17 protein-coding genes are annotated in these 19,405 nt (G+C 46.3%); 13 read left to right on the forward strand and 4 right to left on the reverse strand.

All coding sequences use genetic code 11. The features are described from left to right. The first annotated feature begins 122 nt into the window (after window positions 1-122). Window positions 123-1,169: a PDDEXK nuclease domain-containing protein gene (locus DKW60_RS11920; RefSeq protein WP_109837877.1), complete on the forward strand. Its 1,047-nt coding sequence runs from the start codon at window positions 123-125 to the stop codon at window positions 1,167-1,169. A 208-nt stretch (window positions 1,170-1,377) separates the two neighbouring features. Here DKW60_RS11920 and DKW60_RS11925 read toward each other — a convergent pair whose 3' ends face one another. Both DKW60_RS11925 and DKW60_RS11930 read right to left on the reverse strand, forming a co-directional pair. Beyond that, window positions 1,378-2,340, reverse strand: a complete 963-nt coding sequence (locus DKW60_RS11925) for a glycoside hydrolase family protein (RefSeq protein ID WP_109837878.1) — start codon at window positions 2,338-2,340, stop codon at window positions 1,378-1,380. 58 nt (window positions 2,341-2,398) lie between these two features. Next, a complete protein-coding gene (locus tag DKW60_RS11930; protein WP_109837879.1) occupies window positions 2,399-3,448 on the reverse strand; it encodes a LacI family DNA-binding transcriptional regulator in 1,050 nt (349 codons plus the stop codon). 203 nt (window positions 3,449-3,651) lie between these two features. Here DKW60_RS11930 and DKW60_RS11935 point away from each other — a divergent pair, with 203 nt between their 5' ends. The 5 genes from DKW60_RS11935 to DKW60_RS11955 all read left to right on the forward strand — a co-directional run bounded on the left by DKW60_RS11935 (window position 3,652) and on the right by DKW60_RS11955 (window position 10,000). Then, on the forward strand, window positions 3,652-4,905 hold the full coding sequence (locus DKW60_RS11935; RefSeq protein ID WP_109837880.1) for an ABC transporter substrate-binding protein: 1,254 nt from the start codon (window positions 3,652-3,654) through the stop codon (window positions 4,903-4,905). Between the two features lie 89 nt (window positions 4,906-4,994). Then, window positions 4,995-6,074: a carbohydrate ABC transporter permease gene (locus DKW60_RS11940; protein WP_109837881.1), complete on the forward strand. Its 1,080-nt coding sequence runs from the start codon at window positions 4,995-4,997 to the stop codon at window positions 6,072-6,074. Further along, window positions 6,071-6,934: a carbohydrate ABC transporter permease gene (locus DKW60_RS11945; protein ID WP_109837882.1), complete on the forward strand. Its 864-nt coding sequence runs from the start codon at window positions 6,071-6,073 to the stop codon at window positions 6,932-6,934. Before DKW60_RS11940 ends, DKW60_RS11945 begins: the two co-directional genes overlap by 4 nt. Before the next feature lie 37 nt (window positions 6,935-6,971). Continuing rightward, window positions 6,972-7,967: an ABC transporter ATP-binding protein gene (locus DKW60_RS11950; protein WP_109837883.1), complete on the forward strand. Its 996-nt coding sequence runs from the start codon at window positions 6,972-6,974 to the stop codon at window positions 7,965-7,967. An 80-nt stretch (window positions 7,968-8,047) separates the two neighbouring features. Next, window positions 8,048-10,000, forward strand: a complete 1,953-nt coding sequence (locus DKW60_RS11955; RefSeq protein ID WP_109837884.1) for an alpha-amylase family glycosyl hydrolase — start codon at window positions 8,048-8,050, stop codon at window positions 9,998-10,000. An 82-nt stretch (window positions 10,001-10,082) separates the two neighbouring features. On the opposite strand, the gene betI is transcribed toward DKW60_RS11955, so the two are convergent. Then, complete coding sequence (gene betI, locus DKW60_RS11960) at window positions 10,083-10,664, reverse strand: transcriptional regulator BetI (protein WP_109837885.1); 582 nt, start codon at window positions 10,662-10,664, stop codon at window positions 10,083-10,085. A gap of 188 nt (window positions 10,665-10,852) precedes the next feature. On the opposite strand from betI, the gene DKW60_RS11965 reads away from it, so the two are divergent. The 4 genes from DKW60_RS11965 to DKW60_RS11980 all read left to right on the forward strand — a co-directional run bounded on the left by DKW60_RS11965 (window position 10,853) and on the right by DKW60_RS11980 (window position 16,370). Beyond that, complete coding sequence (locus DKW60_RS11965) at window positions 10,853-11,794, forward strand: choline ABC transporter substrate-binding protein (protein ID WP_109837886.1); 942 nt, start codon at window positions 10,853-10,855, stop codon at window positions 11,792-11,794. Window positions 11,795-11,897: 103 nt separating this feature from the next. Further along, window positions 11,898-12,743: a choline ABC transporter permease subunit gene (gene choW, locus DKW60_RS11970; protein WP_109837887.1), complete on the forward strand. Its 846-nt coding sequence runs from the start codon at window positions 11,898-11,900 to the stop codon at window positions 12,741-12,743. Then, entirely contained in the window at window positions 12,743-13,933 is a 1,191-nt protein-coding gene (gene choV / locus DKW60_RS11975) for a choline ABC transporter ATP-binding protein (RefSeq protein WP_109837888.1), read from the forward strand. Before choW ends, choV begins: the two co-directional genes overlap by 1 nt. Window positions 13,934-14,135: 202 nt before the next feature. After that, window positions 14,136-16,370 carry an NADP-dependent isocitrate dehydrogenase gene (locus DKW60_RS11980; RefSeq protein ID WP_109837889.1) on the forward strand — a complete coding sequence of 745 codons (2,235 nt, stop codon included), beginning with the start codon at window positions 14,136-14,138 and terminating at the stop codon, window positions 16,368-16,370. Between the two features lie 89 nt (window positions 16,371-16,459). Here DKW60_RS11980 and DKW60_RS11985 read toward each other — a convergent pair whose 3' ends face one another. Beyond that, window positions 16,460-17,005 (reverse strand): MarR family winged helix-turn-helix transcriptional regulator, encoded by a 546-nt coding sequence (locus DKW60_RS11985; protein WP_109837890.1) that lies wholly within the window; start codon window positions 17,003-17,005, stop codon window positions 16,460-16,462. 206 nt (window positions 17,006-17,211) lie between these two features. Here DKW60_RS11985 and rtcR point away from each other — a divergent pair, with 206 nt between their 5' ends. The 3 genes from rtcR to DKW60_RS12000 form a co-directional block, all read left to right on the forward strand. Beyond that, on the forward strand, window positions 17,212-18,822 hold the full coding sequence (gene rtcR, locus DKW60_RS11990; RefSeq protein ID WP_109837891.1) for an RNA repair transcriptional activator RtcR: 1,611 nt from the start codon (window positions 17,212-17,214) through the stop codon (window positions 18,820-18,822). Next, window positions 18,823-19,185, forward strand: coding sequence for a DUF4345 family protein (locus DKW60_RS11995; RefSeq protein WP_109837892.1), 363 nt, complete (start codon window positions 18,823-18,825; stop codon window positions 19,183-19,185). Continuing rightward, a partial coding sequence (locus DKW60_RS12000) for a shikimate kinase (RefSeq protein ID WP_281271850.1) occupies window positions 19,166-19,405 on the forward strand: 240 nt, incomplete at its 3' end. The genes DKW60_RS11995 and DKW60_RS12000, both read left to right, overlap by 20 nt.

Below are 19,405 nucleotides of genomic sequence, written 5' to 3' on the forward strand. Positions count from 1 at the left end.
AAATATAGACACGCAATTATTCTTTCCTGAGCACAAAGCCCAAGTACCAAATTTACAAACAGTTTTGATATATTATGCCTTATCTAGGTATTACGAAGCTCTTCCAGTAGCAAGGAGTCTGCATGTCTAAGCAAATCAAAGTGAACGGGTATGATATTTTCCTAGATGAAATTAAATCCACCATTACCGACACTCGTATCCAAACTACCAAAGCCGTTAACTCCGGACTAATTCAGCTATATTGGTCAATTGGTCGCTCAATTGCAGACAAGCAGGCTAATGAAGGTTGGGGGAAGGCAGTTGTTGAAAAGCTGGCGCAAGACTTAAAGGCTGAATTTCAAGGGCGTAGTGGGTTCTCTGCTCAGAATCTTTGGTATATGCGACAGTTTTATCTAGAATACAAAGACTTGCCAAATCTCCAACAGCTTGTTGGAGAAATTCCGTGGGGACAAAATCTCACAATTATGTCTAAAATCAAAGATCCTGAAGAGCGCGAATATTACCTGAAAGCTACAGTCGACATGGGCTGGAGTCGCAACGTGCTGTTACACCAGATTAAGTCCGATGCCTATCAACGCCATCAACTTGCTAATAAGCAGCATAACTTTGAGAAGGCACTACCAGCGCACCTCGCCGAACAAGCAGATGAGGCGATGAAGGATGTGTATATGCTCGACATGTTGGGCATTACTAAACCTGTCCTTGAACGAGAACTAGAACAAAAAATGGTTGCGAAGATTCAGGGTGTAATGCTTGAGCTTGGATATGGCTTTGCATTTATTGGTAACCAATACCGTATAGTTGTCAACGAAAAAGAGTATTTTATTGATCTTCTGTTTAGTAATCGTCGGCTGAACTCCTTGGTCGCTGTTGAGCTTAAAATTGGCCGATTTAAGCCTGAGTATGCTGGCAAAATGAATTTCTACTTAAACTTACTTGATGACTTTGTTAGAGAGCCGAGAGAGAACCCATCCATTGGTATTATCTTGTGTACTGAGCGTGATTACTTTGAAGTTGAGTATGCTTTACGTGGTTTGGAAAAGCCGGTTGGGGTTGCCGATTACTTACTAACGCAGGATCTGCCAGAGTCGTTACGCAGCAAATTGCCTGATGCGAAATTATTGGAACAAGAGCTACGAAAAGAGCTGGGCGAAAAAGATGAAGATTAGCTTTGAGGCAGAGTGAAACTGCATTTGTTCCGTGGCTACCTCTTAGGCATTTCTTTATATGTACTAGCTCAGACTTGATTTGACAGCTACCCGTCATGATGGCTCGTGTGAATTTCGTCAGTGAATGATAATCGCATTAACGTATGGCTCCTGCAGCAGTAATATTTGTTCAATTCCTGCTGCAGGTTCAAGTAATCACATACCGATACTAGTCACTATCAAGATGCAGTAGACCATCTGAGTCAATTGATACCGGAATAGGGTCGGACAGTTCGCCAATAAACTCACCTTCAGGCGTATCGTGCAGGAAGCCTAAGAACTTCAGGCCGTCATCTGCTTCAACGAGTTTTCCTGCGTAACGCTTGCAGGGTATACCACCATCCAGAAACGGGCCAGAAGCCATACGCCATGGCCCACGGATATCGTCGGCCATCAGGTAATGACTGCCAGAAACCGGATCAGTTGGTGAGCGTGCTGTGTACCCTTCGGACCAGTGTTCGTCTGCAGTACAAAACAGACAATACCATTTGCCTTGAACGTGCATTACTTGCGGCACTTCCAGCTGACCAAAATCGCCCTGCCAAATAGGTGCTTCAGTCGTCCAGTTTTTTAAATCGGAAGACCTGGCGAGACCGATCGCGCCACCTTCATTGGGTTCAGTAGTACCAGGCACTCGCGCAGTAAAAAACATGAGCCAGTCATCGCTATGTGGATCACGCATTACCCAAGGATCTCGCATGGCACGATCATGCCAATGCCCCGGTGTGTATTCTTCATACCACTGGGTGTCTATATCCAGACATAAGCCATTGCCCACACGTTCCCAACCATGAAGGTCGGTACTCGTTGCATGACCAATACGTTGCTTCATCCCGTTTTCTTTTTCGCTAGTGCCTGTATAGAAGAGATGCCACAAACCATCATCACCTTGAACGACCGAGCCAGTCCATGTTGTTTTATCATCCCACGATGGCGTTGCAGAAGGTTGGAAGCAAGTGCCTAGTTGTTGCCATTCCTGCAAATCACTAGAGGTGGCGTGACCCACACTAACATTCCAATGGCGTAACTCTTGTTTGAGCAGCGACTTATTTGCCTGCAGGAAGAAAATATGCCACAGACCATTGTCTCGGGTTAACCAGAAATCCCATGTCCATTTGTCGTCCAGTTTCATCACAGTGTGCTATCTCTTTGTTGTTTATTTAAAAGTATGATTAGGCTAAGGCCTTGAGCTAATTATTAAGTTTTTCAACGGATTGGCGAATAACGACTTCGCCGGTCACTTTGATCGGATAGGGCTCTGCTTGTTCTTGGTCAGGTTCACTGAGTTGCTGCAGTAATTTTTTAGCAGTGATATTTCCCATTCGTTGGTAGGGCAGAGTGACAGTGGTTAGCGCAGGTCTTGTTCCTGACACAATGGCCATGTCATTATCGAAGCCAATGATTGAAACGTCCTCAGGTATCCGCAGTCCCAATGAATGAAGTATTGGGATCGCATTCATCGCCATCTGATCATTACCAAAACAAATAGCAGTGGGTCGGTTTTGTTGTTCGAATAGCTGTTTCAGTACGTTTTCTAGTACAGAAAATGGCGTGGTTTCTCCCAGCTTCATTCCATAAGTCGTTTGCACATCTTCATTGGTCAATCCGGCTGACTCTGCTGCGTTGATAAAGCCTTCCCGCCGCAATCGCCCGGCTTCCAGTTCAACGGCTAACCCTACATAGGCTAAGCGAGAGTGACCTTGTTCGACCAAATGCTCAACGGCTAATTGTTGCCCCATATAATCGTTTGGTACAACGGCAGGAAAGCTTGGCGTGGAGTAACCATTGACTAACCAAAATGGGGTGTCCTGAACAACAGGCGGTGCGATGAGTCTGTGGTGGTCGAGTATATAAATAATGCCCTCAACCCGATGAGATAGCAGAATATCGATATGGTGTTGAATGTCTGTTTCATCGGGTTCGGTATCGAGGATCAATAGCGTTTTTCCTGCTTCCCTACAAGCTTGCTGTACGCCCTTAACGATGTGGATTGAGGATAAGCCCGCTTTGACGGGGTCACGGCTGACCGTCGAAATCGCACTGGTGATGAGTCCAATCAGGTTTGATTTGCTGGAACGCATGAGTCGCGCACCGTTGTGTGGCTTGTATTGCAATTTGTCTACAGCATTTTGAACACGCTCACGGGTCGCATCACGAACGCTTGGTTCCTGATTAACTACTCGGGAGACCGTTTTAATCGAGACTCCTGCGAGTTTAGCAACATCGTGAATGGTAGACATGTGACTTCCTTAAATGACAACGTTATCAAATTAAGGCTAACGGTTCGTGAAGAAATGATCAAGAATTTTTATTTAAGCGTAATGTTATTATCAAGAGTTAGCTAAATAGAGGGTTGACAACACAATTTGTTTTTTGCAGTATGTGTAACCACCAAAATGACAACGTTGTCATTTACGTAATTTTAATCCTCGAGGAGTTAATCATGAAACGTGCAATGAATTTAATGGCTGCAGCTATCTTAACCGCTAGCAGTAGCATGGTATTCGCTCAAACTGATCTGAGTTTGTGGTACCACGGTGCTGGAAATGACAAAGAAAAGTCAGTATTGACTGGGATCATTAATGACTTCAACGGCTCACAAGATGATTGGAAAGTTAATCTGGCTGAGTTCCCACAAGAGTCTTACAACGAGTCTGTTGTTGCCGCGGCATTATCTGGCAAGTTACCGGATATTCTGGATGTCGATGGCCCATTGATGCCTAACTGGGCATGGTCTAAGTATTTAACACCACTTGAAATTACTGATGAAGATGTAAAGGATTTCCTACCGGGCACGATCGGTCGTTATGACGGTAAAATCTACTCAGTGGGTTTGTGGGATGCAGCAGTAGCTTTATTTGCTCGTAAATCAGTACTAGAAAAGCATGAGCTACGCATTCCAACGTTAGACAAGCCATGGTCATTGGATGAGTTCAACACAGCGATCAATACCTTAAAGATGGACAAAGACTTTGAATATCCTTTGGATTTGGGTCTAGCGTGGAAAGGTGAGTGGTACGCATACGCTTTCGGTCCGTTACTGCAAAGCTGGGGCGGCGACTTAATGGATGTTGAGAAGCCAACAGCAGAAGGCGTTTTGAATGGCGATGAGGCGATGGCTTTCGGTGAGTGGTGGCAGAACCTATTCACTAAGAAGTTAGTACCAGGCACATCACAAGATGGTGCGGATCGTGAGACTGGATTCTTGGATGGCAAGTACGCCATGCAGTGGAATGGTAACTGGGCTGCACTCGCTGCGTTGGAAAAGTTCGGTGACGATTTATTATTCCTTCCTGCTCCAGACATGGGTAAAGGTCCAAAGATTGGTGCGGCTTCATGGCAGTTTGGTGTATCTGGTAGCAGCAAAAACCAGAAGGGTGCGAATGACTTTATCCGTTTTGCGATGCAAGACAAGTACCTTGCTAACTTCTCAAATGCAACCGGCTTGATTCCTGCAACTGCAGCAGCGGCTAAGATGACTGAGAACTACAAGGAAGGTGGTAAGTTGAGCGTGTTCTATGCATTGACAGACAAGCAAGCGACTAAACGTGCTGTAACACCTGCTTACAATGTTGCGACGCTTGAGTTTGAAAAGGCATTGTCTGACATTGCTAACGGCGCTGATGTTGCTGATACCTTAGATGCAGCCACTGACGCAATTAACAAGGACCTGGAAAAGAACAAAAACTATAAGTAATCCTTAGCCGATCATCACCTCCTCACACAGAGGGGGTGATGTTTTGGTTTGAATCCCCTCTCTGTATTCCAATCGTATGAGGTTACACCATGACTGACGGGAAACCTAAAAGTCAAAACAAGGTAGGTTGGCTAATGGCTTTGCCAGCTTCCAGCTTAATCATTCTCTTTTTAATTGTTCCATTTTTGCTCGCTTTTTGGTTTTCTTTTACCAACCAACGATTGGTCTCACCAAACCCGACTGAGTTTGTCGGTTGGTCAAATTTTAGTGATTTAATGGGTGTCGGGTCATTGACTATCGACCCTAAAAGAGATGCTGAAGGCAAGCCTGTTTATAAGGCGAATGGTGACATTCAATACCCCAGAATGCGCACATTTACCCGAAATAATCCAGATTATGAACATCTGCAGGGTATGCGTGAATGGTTCTCGATCCCTCTAAGTAATGACCGCAAATGGGTAGTACTGGCAAAAGATGCCCTGTTCATGAAGGCATTAACCAATACTTTGTTATTCGTGGCCATCGTTGCGCCCATACAGGCTGGTTTAGCCTTGTTATTAGCCCTGCTGATTAATCAAAAGCTACCGGGGATTAATCTCTTCCGAACGATTTACTTTATGCCGGTGGTTATCTCTATTGTTGTGGTCTCGATACTCTGGCGCTTTATTTACGACGGTGAAAACGGCTTGCTAAATGCCATATTGGGCTTTCTCAGTTTCGGTTTATTTGAGCCCGTGGATTGGTTAGGGAACCCCTCAACTGCACTTGGCTCAATTATGGCGATGTCTATTTGGCAAGGTGTCGGTTTCCACATGATTATCTGGTTGTCTGGCTTGCAGACCATACCCGGTTCTTTGTATGAGGCAGCTGCCTTGGAAGGGGCGAAACGTTGGCAAGTATTCCGTTATGTGACTTGGCCGGGGCTGAGGAATACAGCGGTATTAATAATGGTGGTGATCACCATGCAGGCCTTTGCCTTGTTTGCACAGGTTGATGTCATGACCCGAGGTGGGCCAGTTGACAGCACTCAATCTTTAGTATTCCAGTCAGTGCAACGTGGTTATGAAAAGCAGGATATTGCCGGTGGATCTGCAATTGCCGTGGTTCTGTTCCTAATGGTGCTGAGTATTTCACTTATTCAACGTTATATGTCGAGGGATCGCTCATGAATACGGATAAACGTTCAACCGTGATGCGTTATTTGTTGTTGACTTGGGTAGCGCTGCTATTTGTTTTTCCAGTGGTTTTTATGGTGGTGTCATCACTAAAGCCAGATATGCAATTACTACAGGATAGTGCATCGTTTCGTGCATTTTTGCCTGTCGGCGATATATCACTAGATAACTACAGTAATGCATGGGATCGCGTGCCAATCGGTCGCTTCGTGATTAACTCTGTTGTTGTCACTGCAATCACTGTGATTTTGTCACTGTTTTTATGCTCAATGGCTGCATTCTCTTTTGTATTCCTTGAGTTCAGAGGTAAGGCAGTACTACTGTCGGTGATTCTGGCTACCTTGATTGTGCCATTTGAGACGATTGCTATTCCATTGTTAATGGTTGTGAATAACTTACCTTGGATTGGGTTTGACGGATTCCAGATGGGGTGGCTCGATAGCTATCAAGTGCAGATTATTCCGTGGGTAGCTGATGGTTTGACTATCTTCTTGTTTATTCAGTACTTTAAAGATTTACCCCGTGAATTGGTTGAGGCTGCACGCGTTGATGGCGCTAGCTGGTTTCAGGTGTTTTACAAAATCATCGTGCCATTGGCTGGCCCCTGCTTTGCGACGGCTGCCATTCTCAAATTCTTAGTGATGTATAACCAGTACTTGTGGCCACTAATGACAACTCAATCGGAGGACTATCGTCCGGTCATGGTTGGTTTGCAGTATTTCTTCCAGCTGGATATCGCTTGGGGTGAAATAATGGCATATCTATCAATCATTACGGTGCCTGTACTGGCTTTCTATCTATCCATGCAGCGAGCATTTATTGCTTCTATAGCATCTACAGGTGTCAAAGGTTAACGGCCTGAACATAAGTATTATTTAAAGGATTTACAAAATGAGTACTGTAAAATTTAACGCCGTTAATAAAACGTACGGCAAAGTCACGGTGGTTCCGGGCCTTAATTTGGAGATTCCGGAGGGTTCATTTACTGTGTTAGTTGGCCCGTCTGGTTGTGGTAAATCTACCGTCCTGCGTATGATTGCTGGATTAGAGTCAGTGTCTTCAGGACAGATCACAATTGGTGGTGAAGACGTGACCCATAAAGAGCCAGCCGATCGTGGGATTGCGATGGTATTTCAGTCTTATGCGCTGTATCCGCATATGACGGTAGAAGAGAATATCGGTTTTGGTTTGACCTTAAAAAAGACGCCCAAAGCAGAGAAGGCGCGAATCGTAAAAGAGGCCTCAGAAATACTGCAGCTGGATGCGTTGCTAAAGCGTAAACCAAAAGATTTGTCCGGTGGGCAGCGCCAGCGTGTTGCGATTGGTCGGGCCATAGTGCGAAACCCGAAAGTGTTTTTATTCGATGAGCCTTTGTCGAACCTGGACGCGTCACTTCGTGGCCAAATGCGGGTTGAGATTGCAGAATTACACAAGAAAATTGGCGCGACGATGGTTTATGTAACGCATGATCAGGTTGAGGCGATGACCATGGCCGATCAAATCGTTGCATTACGCGCTGGTGAAATTGAGCAAGTGGGAACACCGATGGATCTGTACAATACACCTGCAAATCCATTTGTAGCAGGATTCATTGGCTCACCAAAGATGAATCTTATTGAAGGTGAGTTTGCGAAAAGACATGGTTGTGAAGTCTATGGAATACGTGCTGAACATATTGACCTTGATGAACAGCAAGGTGAATGGCAAGGTGTGTTGAGTTATGCGGAAAACCTGGGGTCGGACACTATTTCCCACGTAATGGTTGAGGGGATGGGGTCATTAACGGTACGCTCAGAGGGCTCGGTATTTATCAAGCCGGGACAGACTGTTTACCTGACTCCCCGTAAAGAACTGGTTCATAAGTTCAGCGGTGACAAACGCATTTAACGATTAGGCTAATATTTGCATGAGCTTGCGTGACTGTCTGCGATTAGCTGCAAATTAATCAGACGGAAGACAAACACTCAATGTACACACCTGAAAACCAAATCGCGTTAAAAAATGCCTTAGCGAATCATGATACAGCTAAGGTTAGTGCTGACGCTGTGCAAGACTTTAATCTGCGGCTAGCGGCGAACTACCATTCCATGCGAAAGCTGTTTATGCAGCTTTATGGTCAACGCGAGGATGCCGAGCCACAACTGACGCAACTGCTTGATCATTTGCGTGTAGCATTTGATCAACGCAGTAAAAGCCTGAAAAAACTCGATCAACAGCGCGAAGTCGAGCCGGATTGGTTCTTGAGCCAGAAGTGGGTCGGCATGGCGATGTATGGTGATCGCTTTGCTGGCAATCTTGCCGGTATTAATCAGCGAGTGGATTATCTGCAAGAGCTGGGTGTGAATATGATTCATATCATGCCCATGATGCGTTGTCCGGAAGGTGCCAACGATGGTGGTTACGCGATCAGCGATTTCCGTGATGTAGACCCACGCTTTGGGACGATGAAAGACATTGCCACGTTAACCCGTACCTTACGTAAACACGACATGTTGCTGACGTTGGATATTGTGATTAATCATACCTCAGACGAGCATGATTGGGCACAACGGGCGCGTGCTGGTGAACAGAAATATCAGGATTATTACTACCGTTATCCTGACCGTTCGATGCCTGATCAGTTTGATCTGACGATGCCTGAAGTGTTTCCTGAAACTGCGCCCGGCAATTTTACCTGGGATGAGGATCTGCAGCAGTGGGTGATGACGGTATTCAATGACTATCAGTGGGATTTGAATTACACCAATCCGGCAGTCCTGATTGAAATGCTCGATATCATTTTCTTCTGGGCGAATCAGGGTGCGGATATTCTGCGCTTAGACGCGCCGGCTTTCATCTGGAAAATGCTCGGTACAACCAGTCAGAACCTACCGGAAGCGCATCTCATATTGCAGCTGTTCCGTGATTGCATGCAGATTGTGTGTCCGGGTGTATTAGTGATTGCAGAAGCGATTGTGGAGCCGCGCGACATCATGCCGTACTTCGGTGATGAGCAAAATGACGAGTGCCAGATTGCCTATAATGCAACCTTTATGGCGCTGTTATGGGATGCCGTTGCTACGGGCAAGCCACAAATTATGCAGCAGGCCTTATGGAGCTTACCTGATAAACCCAGTCGTACCACCTGGTTAAACTATGTGCGTTGTCATGATGATATTGGATTGGGTTTTGAAGATGCCTCCATCAGTCAATGTGATTTGCAGCCATACGCTCATCGTCGTTATCTAAAAGATTACTTCAGCGGTGTATTTCCCGGTTCCCCCGCGCGGGGAGAATTGTTTGGTGTAAATGACAAAACCGGTGATGCGAGGATCTCAGGTAGCTTGGCTTCGCTGGCAGGATTAGAAGCTGCGATACAAAGTAGTGATCCGGTAGCCATAGAACTGGCTTACCAGCGTATTATCACATTGCATGCACTGATTATGGCCTATGGCGGTATTACCTTGCTTTATTACGGTGATGAGCTCGCCACATTGAACGATTACAGCTACCGAGATGTGCCGGAGCATGCGGCAGACAATCGTTGGGTGCATCGACCAGAAATAGACTGGGAGTTGGCTGAGCAAAGAAAGGTTAGCGGCACACCACAGCAGCGGATTTTTAGTGCTTTGCAGCGACTCATTACCTTGCGTAAAAGCCTACCCGTGTTGGCGGACTTCAATAACCGGCAAATACTGGGAAATGATAATCCACATTTGTTAACGCTGATTCGCCCGGCAATTACTGCGGAGCAGGAAAGCCTTCTGGTCGTCGCTAATTTTGATCGAAATAGCCATCATTTGAATTTGCATGCATTGCGTAGCGAGGGTTATGCGTATGGGGAGTTATATGATTTGTATACTGAGCAAGTTGTACCGGTGATAATGGGGCATTTGATTGAGGTTCCGGCAGCGGGCTTTTATTGGTTGGTTGAGCGTTAGTGCAACTTAGTTAGCAAATCCTGGTTCAACGTTAGTGCAGGTCAGCTACCAAAGCTTGATATTGAAAGCGACCATGTAAAAGTTAACGGCAGGTGATCTGGCTCTGGTAAAAAGACCAGACTACCTGCTGAGCCTTTTCAGCATTGATGCCATCCTGCTTAAACGCCCCACGTAACCACAGCCCATCGATCAACGCCGCTAATCCCTCAGCAGCAAGCACAGCCTGATCTTGCGGCAGCATCTCTTTTAAAGAGAATAATAAATTCGAATACAAGCGCCGCGAGTTCACACGTTGCAAGCGCGATAGTGCCGGTACATGCATCGCCTGCGCCCAGAACGCCAGCCACGTGCACACCGTTGCAGGATCAGTCTGCTCAGCTGAAAAGTTGATTTCAATAAGCGCCTTAATGCGTTCGGCAGGGGTGTCGCAGGCGTTGAGTTTGTGAATACCGATTTCTTTATGGCGACGTAAAATCTCACGCATCGTGGCGGCCAGCATGTCGTCTTTGCTACCAAAATAGTGATTGATAATACCGGTAGAAACACCTGCTTCATCACTCACTTTTTTCACGGTTGTGCCTAACAATCCATGACGATAAATACACTGAATCGTTGCATTAATCAGTTGCTTACGACGTATGGGTTGCATTCCGACTTTTGGCATAAGAGATGATTTATTCCGGTGTGATGGCGACAGTATAAATTATTTGAGGTAAGAATATTACACAGGCGGTGTCGGGTTTTTAATTGAATGATCATATAAAATAAAATAGACTGATTTTAAGTGAGCTATCGGTTTGCTTCTTCAAGCTGATAATCAAGACGTTCCTAATCACATCTGAGGAGATACTAATGTTTAAACTGAAACACGCTACCGTCGCTGCTTCTATGGCGCTCATGCTTTCCGGCACTGCATTTGCAGCGGATGAGGCTTGTAAAACAGTCACTTTTTCTGATGTAGGTTGGACGGATATCACCGCTACTACTGCGGCTGCCAGCGTTGTGCTAGACGCAATGGGCTACGAGCCAGAGACTAAAGTACTGTCTGTACCGGTTACTTATGTCAGCCTGAAAAACAAAGACATCGACGTATTCCTGGGTAACTGGATGCCAACCATGGAAGCGGACATCAAGCCTTACCGTGATGATAAATCAGTAGAAACACTGGTAAAAAATCTGGAAGGTGCTAAATACACACTGACTACCAATGAATACGGCGCGGCGTTAGGCATCAAAAACTTTGCTGACATCGCTAAGCACAGTGAAGCACTGGACGGCAAAATTTACGGCATTGAGCCGGGCAATGATGGTAACCGCCTGATTCAAGGCATGATCGATGCAGATACTTTTGGCCTGAAAAGCTTTGAAGTCGTCGAGTCGAGTGAGCAAGGTATGTTAGCTCAGGTCACCCGTGCGAATCGTAAGAAAGAGCCGGTGATTTTCTTAGGCTGGGAACCACACCCAATGAATGCCAACTTCAAACTGACTTATCTTGAAGGTGGTGATGATGTATTCGGCCCGAACCTAGGTGGTGCGGAAATCTTCACGAATGTTCGTGCAGGTTACGCAACAGAGTGCCCAAATGTGGGTAAATTGCTGACTAATCTGAAGTTCACACTGGCCATGGAAAATGAAATCATGGGTAGCATCCTGAATGATGAAATGGATGCTGACAAAGCAGCGACGGCGTGGATCAAAGCGAATCCTGCGATCTTAGATGGCTGGTTGGCAGATGTAACCACGTTGGATGGCAAGCCTGCGCTGGATGCGGTTAAGAAAGCATTGGAACTGTAAGTGACAGGGTCGCGCAACACAGCGACTACCGTTAAGTGACTGACGAAAGCCAGCCCGGTGAAGTATCGGGCTGGCTTTTTTATGGGTATCAGGGGTTATTGAGATGGAATGGTTAACCGAACATAAGTTACCGTTAGGTAAGTGGATTAAGTCGGTGGTTGAGTGGCTGCTGGATAACGCGACATGGTTGTTCGATGCCTTTGCTGACGGCATGGAATTCATTATCGAAGGCTTTGTAGACACCATGTTGTGGTTCCATCCCTTGGTGATGATCGCGATTTTCTCTGGTATTGCCTTTGCCTTGCACAAGAGCTGGAAGCTGGTGGCGCTGATAGTGCTGAGCTTGCTGTTAGTGATTAACCTGGGCTATTGGGAGGAAACCATCCAGACGCTCGGCTTGGTGCTGTTTGCCACTTTAGTGAGTGTGGTAATTGGTGTACCACTGGGCATTGCTGCGGCGCATCGTCCGTGGCTATACAGCGTATTGCGCCCGATTCTGGATTTGATGCAAACCATCCCGACCTTTGTATACCTGATTCCCACCATGATTATGTTTGGTCTGGGTGTTGTGCCTGGGCTAATCTCGACGGTTATTTTTGCGATTCCTGCGCCGATTCGTCTGACATATCTGGGCGTGTCGGGTACACCTAAACCGCTAATGGAAGCTGCGGCATCATTCGGTGCAACGCCTAAGCAGTTATTGTGGAAAGTGGAGCTGCCATACGCCTTGCCGACCATTATGGCAGGTGTCACGCAGTGCATTATGTTGTCTCTATCCATGGTGGTGATTGCAGCCATGGTAGGCGCACCGGGCTTAGGGATTCCGGTATTACGCGCGCTAAACACGGTGAATATTTCACAAGGTTTTGAAGCAGGCTTGGCCATTGTGGTTATCGCTATTTTGCTGGACAGGGTGTGTAAACAGAAAGAACAGGCGGGAGATAAATAATGGCTGCGGTTAGTTTTAAAAACGTCGATATCATTTTTGGCGAGTCACCGAAAAAAGCCATTGAAATGCTGGATGCAGGCGCGACCCGTCAGGAGATTCTTGATACCACGGGTAATGTCTTGGGTGCAGCGGGCGCGAGTATTGATATTCAGGAAGGCGAAATTTGCGTATTAATGGGTTTATCCGGCTCAGGCAAATCCACACTGCTGCGGGCGGTTAACGGCCTCAATGAAGTCACCCGGGGCGAGGTACTGGTTGATCATAATGGTACGCAAATCGATGTGGCGAGTTGTGATAAGAAAACCCTGCGCGATTTACGCACCAGTAAAGTGGCCATGGTATTCCAGCAATTTGCCTTGTTGCCATGGCGTACGGTGCGTGAAAACGTGGGCTTGGGGCTTGAATTAAAAGGCATGAAACGAGCCGAGCGTGAAGCGATTGTGGATGAGAAACTTAAGCTGGTGAGTCTGGATGAGTGGGGCGATAAATACGCGCATGAGCTATCTGGTGGTATGCAGCAACGGGTAGGTTTAGCGCGAGCCTTTGCCACGGATGCGGATATCTTATTAATGGATGAGCCATTCTCCGCGCTTGATCCGTTAATTCGCGACAAGTTGCAGGATGAGTTACTGGATCTGCAACGTGAGCTGAAAAAGACCATTATTTTCGTTAGTCATGATTTGGATGAGGCGATGAAAATCGGCACACATATCGCAATTATGGAAAGCGGTAGGATCGTGCAATACGGTGAGCCGGAAGACATTGTGCTGAATCCTGCCAATGAATATGTCTCTGAATTCGTCGCCCATATGAACCCCATTAATGTACTACGAGCGGCGTCACTAATGATGCCACTGGACCAAATGGCGCGTCAGGGTGAGGACTATGTGTTGGATTGGTCCGGTCAGAATTGCCTGCGAATTAATGATGAGGGCGGCATTGCCTCGGTGAGCATTCGTGAAGAGGAAGGTGAGATGATGGCGTATCAGCCGGAAATGGATCTGACGAATTTTCAGGACAAACATCCCAATACCGTGTTGTATGCCAGTCCGGATATTTTGATGCGCGAGGCGATTAATATCCGTTATCACTCCGGTATGCCTGTTCCTTTAGTGAGAGAAGGGCGCTTAGTAGGGGTGGTTGGTGGGAATGAGATTTATCATGGTTTGCTTCGTCTTCAGGATACCTGAGGTTCGAAATAACATTTTCTGATAATAGCCTTAAGATCTGTCAATACTAAGCTTTGATAATTAAGGTTTGCTTGGCTTATGACTCAATTAATCTTTTGTAGGTATGCCCTTGGGGATATAATATTGGCCTGAAATTTTTGTTCATGTGGGCGTTGTTCGATGACCGCCCACTACTAAGGGCATCATCCTGCGAGGAAAAACCATGTCGACTGATAATCCGAAAATAATCTACACACTGACTGATGAAGCGCCATTGCTGGCGACGCATTCATTACTTCCGATTGTTAAAACATTCACTGCTGCGGCAGACATCGATGTTGAAACCAGCGATATTTCTGTTGCTGCTCGTATACTCGGTGAGTTTCCTGATTTCCTGACTGATGAGCAAAAAGTACCGGACAATCTGGCTGAGCTGGGTCGTCTGACGCAGTTCCCTGATACCAATATCATCAAGCTTCCAAACATTAGCGCCTCGGTTAATCAGTTGATCAATACAATTAAAGAGCTTCAGGAAAAAGGTTACGCAATTCCTGATTACCCTGAAGATCCACAAAGCGATGAAGAAAAAGCCATTGCAGCGCGTTATTCAAAGATTTCAGGAAGTGCGGTAAATCCGGTTCTGCGTGAAGGTAACTCTGACCGTCGTGCGCCACCAGCGGTTAAGCGTTACGCTCAGAAGAACCCGCACTCAATGGCTAAGTGGAGCCCGGCTTCACGTACTCACGTTGGCCACATGAAGCATGGTGACTTCTACTCCAGTGAGAAGTGCATGACCATGGATAAGGCGTGTTCAGTCAAGATGGACTTAGTGACTGAAAGCGGCAAGACGATTGTTTTAAAAGAAAAAACAGACCTGCTGGAAGGCGAAATCATCGACAGTATGTTCATGAGTGCCAAGGCACTGCGTGACTTCTTTGAAGATGAAATGAACGATGCAAAAGAGACAGGCGTTATGCTGTCATTGCACGTTAAAGCGACCATGATGAAGGTATCTCACCCAATCGTATTTGGTCACGCGGTAACGGTGTTCTACAAAGACTTGTTTGAAAAGTACGGCGACTTATTTAAGAAGCTGGGCGTTAATCCAAACAACGGTATCAGCAGCGTTTACGAGAAGATCAAGGAATTACCTGCGTCATTCCGTGAAGAAATCGAACGTGATATCCATGCTTGTTATGCCGAGCGTCCTGAGTTGGCGATGGTTGATTCTGCCAAAGGTATCTCAAATCTGCACGCGCCAAATGACGTGATTGTTGATGCGTCGATGCCTGCGATGATCCGTAACGGCGGCCAGATGTGGGGCCCTGACGGTAAGACTAAAGACACTAAGGCACTGATGCCGGAAAGTACTTATGCGCGTATCTATCAGGAGATGATTAACTTCTGTAAGACTAACGGAGCATTCGACCCAACCACGATGGGTACAGTGCCAAACGTTGGTTTGATGGCGCAAAAAGCCGAAGAGTACGGTTCTCACGATAAGACCTTCGAGATTCCTGAGAAGGGTGTTGCTCGTATCGTTGCTGAAGACGGCACTGTTCTGATTGAGCAGAACGTTGAGGAAGGCGATATCTGGAGAATGTGCCAGACTAAAGATGCGCCGATTCGTGATTGGGTGAAGCTGGCAGTAAGCCGTGCGAAGCAGACTGGTGTTCCGACAATCTTCTGGTTGGATGAGTACCGTCCGCACGACTATGAACTGATCAAGAAAGTAAATGTTTACCTGAAAGACCACGATCTTGAAGGTTGTGACATTCAGATCATGTCGCCTCTGCGCTCTATGCGTTTCTCTTTGGAGCGTATTATCCGTGGTAAAGACACCATTTCTGTCACAGGTAACATCCTGCGTGACTACCTGACTGACTTGTTCCCGATTATGGAGCTGGGTACCAGTGCGAAGATGCTGTCTATCGTGCCATTGATGGCAGGCGGTGGTCTGTTTGAAACTGGCGCGGGCGGCTCTGCACCGAAGCACGTTCAGCAGTTGGTTGAAGAAAATCACCTGCGTTGGGATTCACTGGGTGAGTTCCTGGCGATTGCCGTGTCTTTGGAAGATGTAGGCATCAAAACCGGTAGTGAGCGCGCGAAGATTCTGGCCACTACACTGGATGATGCGACAGGTAAACTGTTGGATAACAACAAGTCACCTTCACGCCGTACGGGTGAGTTGGATAACCGTGGTAGTCATTTCTACCTCGCGATGTACTGGGCGCAGGCATTGGCTGCTCAAACTGATGATGCTGAATTAGCAGCTAAGTTCGCACCACTGGCGAAGACATTGACTGACAACGAAGAGAAGATCGTTGAAGAGTTAAATGCGGTTCAGGGTCAGGCTGTTGATATCGGTGGTTACTTCCAGTTGGATAGCGAAAAGACGACGGCAGTCATGTGCCCAAGTGCTACCTTCAATGCAGCATTGGAAGCTGCTCGCGCTTAACCAGCCGTAGCACTGCACCTATAAAAAAGCCCGGAGCGATTCACTTGCTCCGGGCTTTTTTGGTTTTATACTGACTGACTGCTAGATTGCTAGGGGGCGTCGCCAGCGCGTCTGTTCTTTGCATGAGTGTCCGGATTTTCCCAGTCGATATCAGCTGCATTTTGTTTCATGGTTTTCATGACGTCTAACATGGTTGCGAGTGACTCTTCTGGTATACCTTTAAGTACTTGCTTAATGTACTCAACAGTCACTTTCACAATCACATCATGCAGTGCCATTCCCGCAGGGGTTAAACGCCACAGCTTAGAGCGGGCATTGGTGCCTACCACACTGGTTTGAACCAAGCGTTTCTCATTCAGCTTAGACAGCGCACGGCTAACCGCTGCTTTATCCATTTCAGTGACCTCTGTCACCCGGCTCATGGTTATTTCAGGCTCTCTTGCCAACACGACCAGCATCCGCCATTCCACAGAGCCAATATCGTACTGACGCTGGAAAAACTGAGAGAATAAACTCTGAAGGTTATTACCAATCAGAATAGTTTGCGATACAGGGTTATTAACCAGGTCAAACAAGGTGTTGCTACCAAGCTCAGGTGGTGATTCTATATGGTTAGTCAGACTGATGTCGCTCATGGGTAACTCTGGGAATTGATACAGATATATTGATACGCTATGTGTACGAATTGCGCAAGCAAAAGCGGATTGAAAATGGTTATTTATCGGTAAAAGTAGTTGATCAAACAAGTAATTGGCGATGAATATTGTACATATGCTTGTGGTAATATTTCGATACTAAAGTATCAATATAGATAAGCTGAAAGCTTCACTCAGGACGGTGTATGGCAGGCAATGTAATTATTAGTATTCTTGGGTCCACGCTGGATAACCGGGGATTTGGCAAGAAACGTCATGAGCGTTGGCGTCCGAATGTAGGCTTGGTGATGCATCCGGAGTTTCCGGTTGATGAGTTGGTGCTGATTTATAGTCGTGATTTTGAAGACATTGCAAACCTAACCATTCAGGATATTCAGGAAGTGTCGCCACAAACGCAGGTGAGTCGGTGGTATTTTGACTGTGATGATCCGTGGGACTTTGAAAAGGTCTATAGTGAATTACATGATCTGATGAAACAATATACGTTCGATCCCGAACAGTATAACTACTACGCGCACATTACCACTGGTACTCACGTTGCTCAGATTTGCATGTATCTGCTGACTGAAGCGAACTATATTCCCGGTAAATTATTACAAACAGCACCGTCAAAAGAAGGCCCACAAGGTAGCTACCACCTGATTGATCTGGATCTCTCTAAGTACGACCAGATTGCCTCCCGTTTTGCTCAGGAAGCACAGCAAGGTATCGATCATCTTAAGGGTGGTATTGATACGCGAAACGAAGCGTTCAATAACATGATGGAGCAGCTGGAAAAAGTGTCTGTGCGTTCTAAAGCACCAATTCTTCTCACAGGGCCGACCGGTGCCGGTAAGTCGCGATTGGCGCGGCGTATTTATGATATTAAAAAGCAGCGCGGGTTAATTAGTGGCGATTTGGTTGAGGTCAACTGCGCCACCTTGCGCGGTGATAATGCGATGTCTGCACTGTTCGGGCATGTAAAAGGAGCATTTACCGGTGCTTTAAGTGCTCGACCCGGCTTGTTACGGGAAGCCAATAATGGACTGTTATTTTTAGATGAAATTGGCGAGTTGGGGCTGGATGAGCAAGCCATGTTATTACGGGCGATTGAAGATAAAGTATTTATGCCGTTGGGAGCGGATCGTTCGGTCAGTAGTAACTTTCAGCTATTAGCTGGCACCAATCGAAATTTGTTTCAGCGAGTTACTGAAGGTGAGTTTCGTGAGGACTTGCTGGCGCGAATTAATCTCTGGACTTACGAGATGCCATCGCTTAAGTCACGGATTGAAGACCTCGACCCCAATATTGATTATGAGCTTCAGCAATTTGCGTATCAGGTCGGGCACAATGTCAGTTTTAATAAGTCAGCGCGCAAAAAATACCTGAGCTTTGCGCACTCTGAGGAGGCCAGTTGGCGGGCTAATTTTCGCGATCTCAACTCCAGTATTACCCGCATGGCGACACTGGCCAGTGGTGGCCGCATTACTGAGTCCATTTTAGATGAGGAGATCGGGCGCTTAAAATATGATTGGTCGGGGCATAGTGCAGATTCGTCGGCGGGAGACGTAGATGAGATACTCCGAGGTGTGTTGACTGAGCCTGAAATTAACGAAATCGATGTGTTTGATCAGGCGCAGTTGGCCAAGGTGATTCAGGTTTGCCAAAACAGTAAAACCATGGCTGAAGCAGGGCGCAAGTTATTCAACGTGAGTCGGACTAAACGCGCTAGTAATAATGATTCGCACCGCTTACGGGTTTATTTGCAGAAGTATGGTTTGGAGTTTAAGGCGTTGAATAGTCACTCAGGGGCTTAAATGGAACATAAAATATTCTTGCAAGTAGCTGGTTTTATAATTTTATTATTGGGGTTTGTTCTTACCTATAACCCTGAGCTTGTGAGCAGCAAACCAATTCCGGAAGATACATTTCAAGCAGTTGAAAGAAGAGTTCGTTGGGGCTTTTTGATTGGCTTCGGTGTGTTACTGATGTTTCATCATCAAGTTAAACCCTACTGGTTTGTCGCTGCATTGGGTATGACATTAACCTTGGGAGCCATGATTTCACGCGTAATGGGTATTGCTCTGGATGGCTCAGTACCAAGACAATGGATGTGGGTTGTTGTTGAGCTAGTAATGGTGATTGGTTTCGGAATTTGGTATGCAAAGCAACATCCATAAGGAGTCAGGTTTAATTACAGTCGGTGAGAATTTGAAACGTAGTAATTTATTAATAACAGGACTTATGGGGACTGGAAAAACAACACTAGGAAAATTAGTAGCCCTGAAACTGAATCGAAAGTTTGTTGATACAGATGAATATCTAGTCTGTAAATACGGTTCAGCTTCAGACATTCTCAATCAAACCAATGGTGACGAACTCTGTACACGACAAAAAATT

Origin of the sequence: Leucothrix pacifica (genome assembly GCF_003172875.1) — a bacterium.
GTDB lineage: Bacteria > Pseudomonadota > Gammaproteobacteria > Thiotrichales > Thiotrichaceae > Leucothrix > Leucothrix pacifica.

Bases quoted from the DNA above. Each gene is read 5' to 3' on its own strand.
- DKW60_RS11920 (WP_109837877.1), top strand. From the start codon at position 123: ATGTCTAAGCAAATCAAAGTGAACGGGTATGATATTTTCCTAGATGAA.
- DKW60_RS11925 (WP_109837878.1), bottom strand. From the start codon at position 2,340: ATGAAACTGGACGACAAATGGACATGGGATTTCTGGTTAACCCGAGAC.
- DKW60_RS11930 (WP_109837879.1), bottom strand. From the start codon at position 3,448: ATGTCTACCATTCACGATGTTGCTAAACTCGCAGGAGTCTCGATTAAA.
- DKW60_RS11935 (WP_109837880.1), top strand. From the start codon at position 3,652: ATGAAACGTGCAATGAATTTAATGGCTGCAGCTATCTTAACCGCTAGC.
- DKW60_RS11940 (WP_109837881.1), top strand. From the start codon at position 4,995: ATGACTGACGGGAAACCTAAAAGTCAAAACAAGGTAGGTTGGCTAATG.
- DKW60_RS11945 (WP_109837882.1), top strand. From the start codon at position 6,071: ATGAATACGGATAAACGTTCAACCGTGATGCGTTATTTGTTGTTGACT.
- DKW60_RS11950 (WP_109837883.1), top strand. From the start codon at position 6,972: ATGAGTACTGTAAAATTTAACGCCGTTAATAAAACGTACGGCAAAGTC.
- DKW60_RS11955 (WP_109837884.1), top strand. From the start codon at position 8,048: ATGTACACACCTGAAAACCAAATCGCGTTAAAAAATGCCTTAGCGAAT.
- betI (WP_109837885.1), bottom strand. From the start codon at position 10,664: ATGCCAAAAGTCGGAATGCAACCCATACGTCGTAAGCAACTGATTAAT.
- DKW60_RS11965 (WP_109837886.1), top strand. From the start codon at position 10,853: ATGTTTAAACTGAAACACGCTACCGTCGCTGCTTCTATGGCGCTCATG.
- choW (WP_109837887.1), top strand. From the start codon at position 11,898: ATGGAATGGTTAACCGAACATAAGTTACCGTTAGGTAAGTGGATTAAG.
- choV (WP_109837888.1), top strand. From the start codon at position 12,743: ATGGCTGCGGTTAGTTTTAAAAACGTCGATATCATTTTTGGCGAGTCA.
- DKW60_RS11980 (WP_109837889.1), top strand. From the start codon at position 14,136: ATGTCGACTGATAATCCGAAAATAATCTACACACTGACTGATGAAGCG.
- DKW60_RS11985 (WP_109837890.1), bottom strand. From the start codon at position 17,005: ATGAGCGACATCAGTCTGACTAACCATATAGAATCACCACCTGAGCTT.
- rtcR (WP_109837891.1), top strand. From the start codon at position 17,212: ATGGCAGGCAATGTAATTATTAGTATTCTTGGGTCCACGCTGGATAAC.
- DKW60_RS11995 (WP_109837892.1), top strand. From the start codon at position 18,823: ATGGAACATAAAATATTCTTGCAAGTAGCTGGTTTTATAATTTTATTA.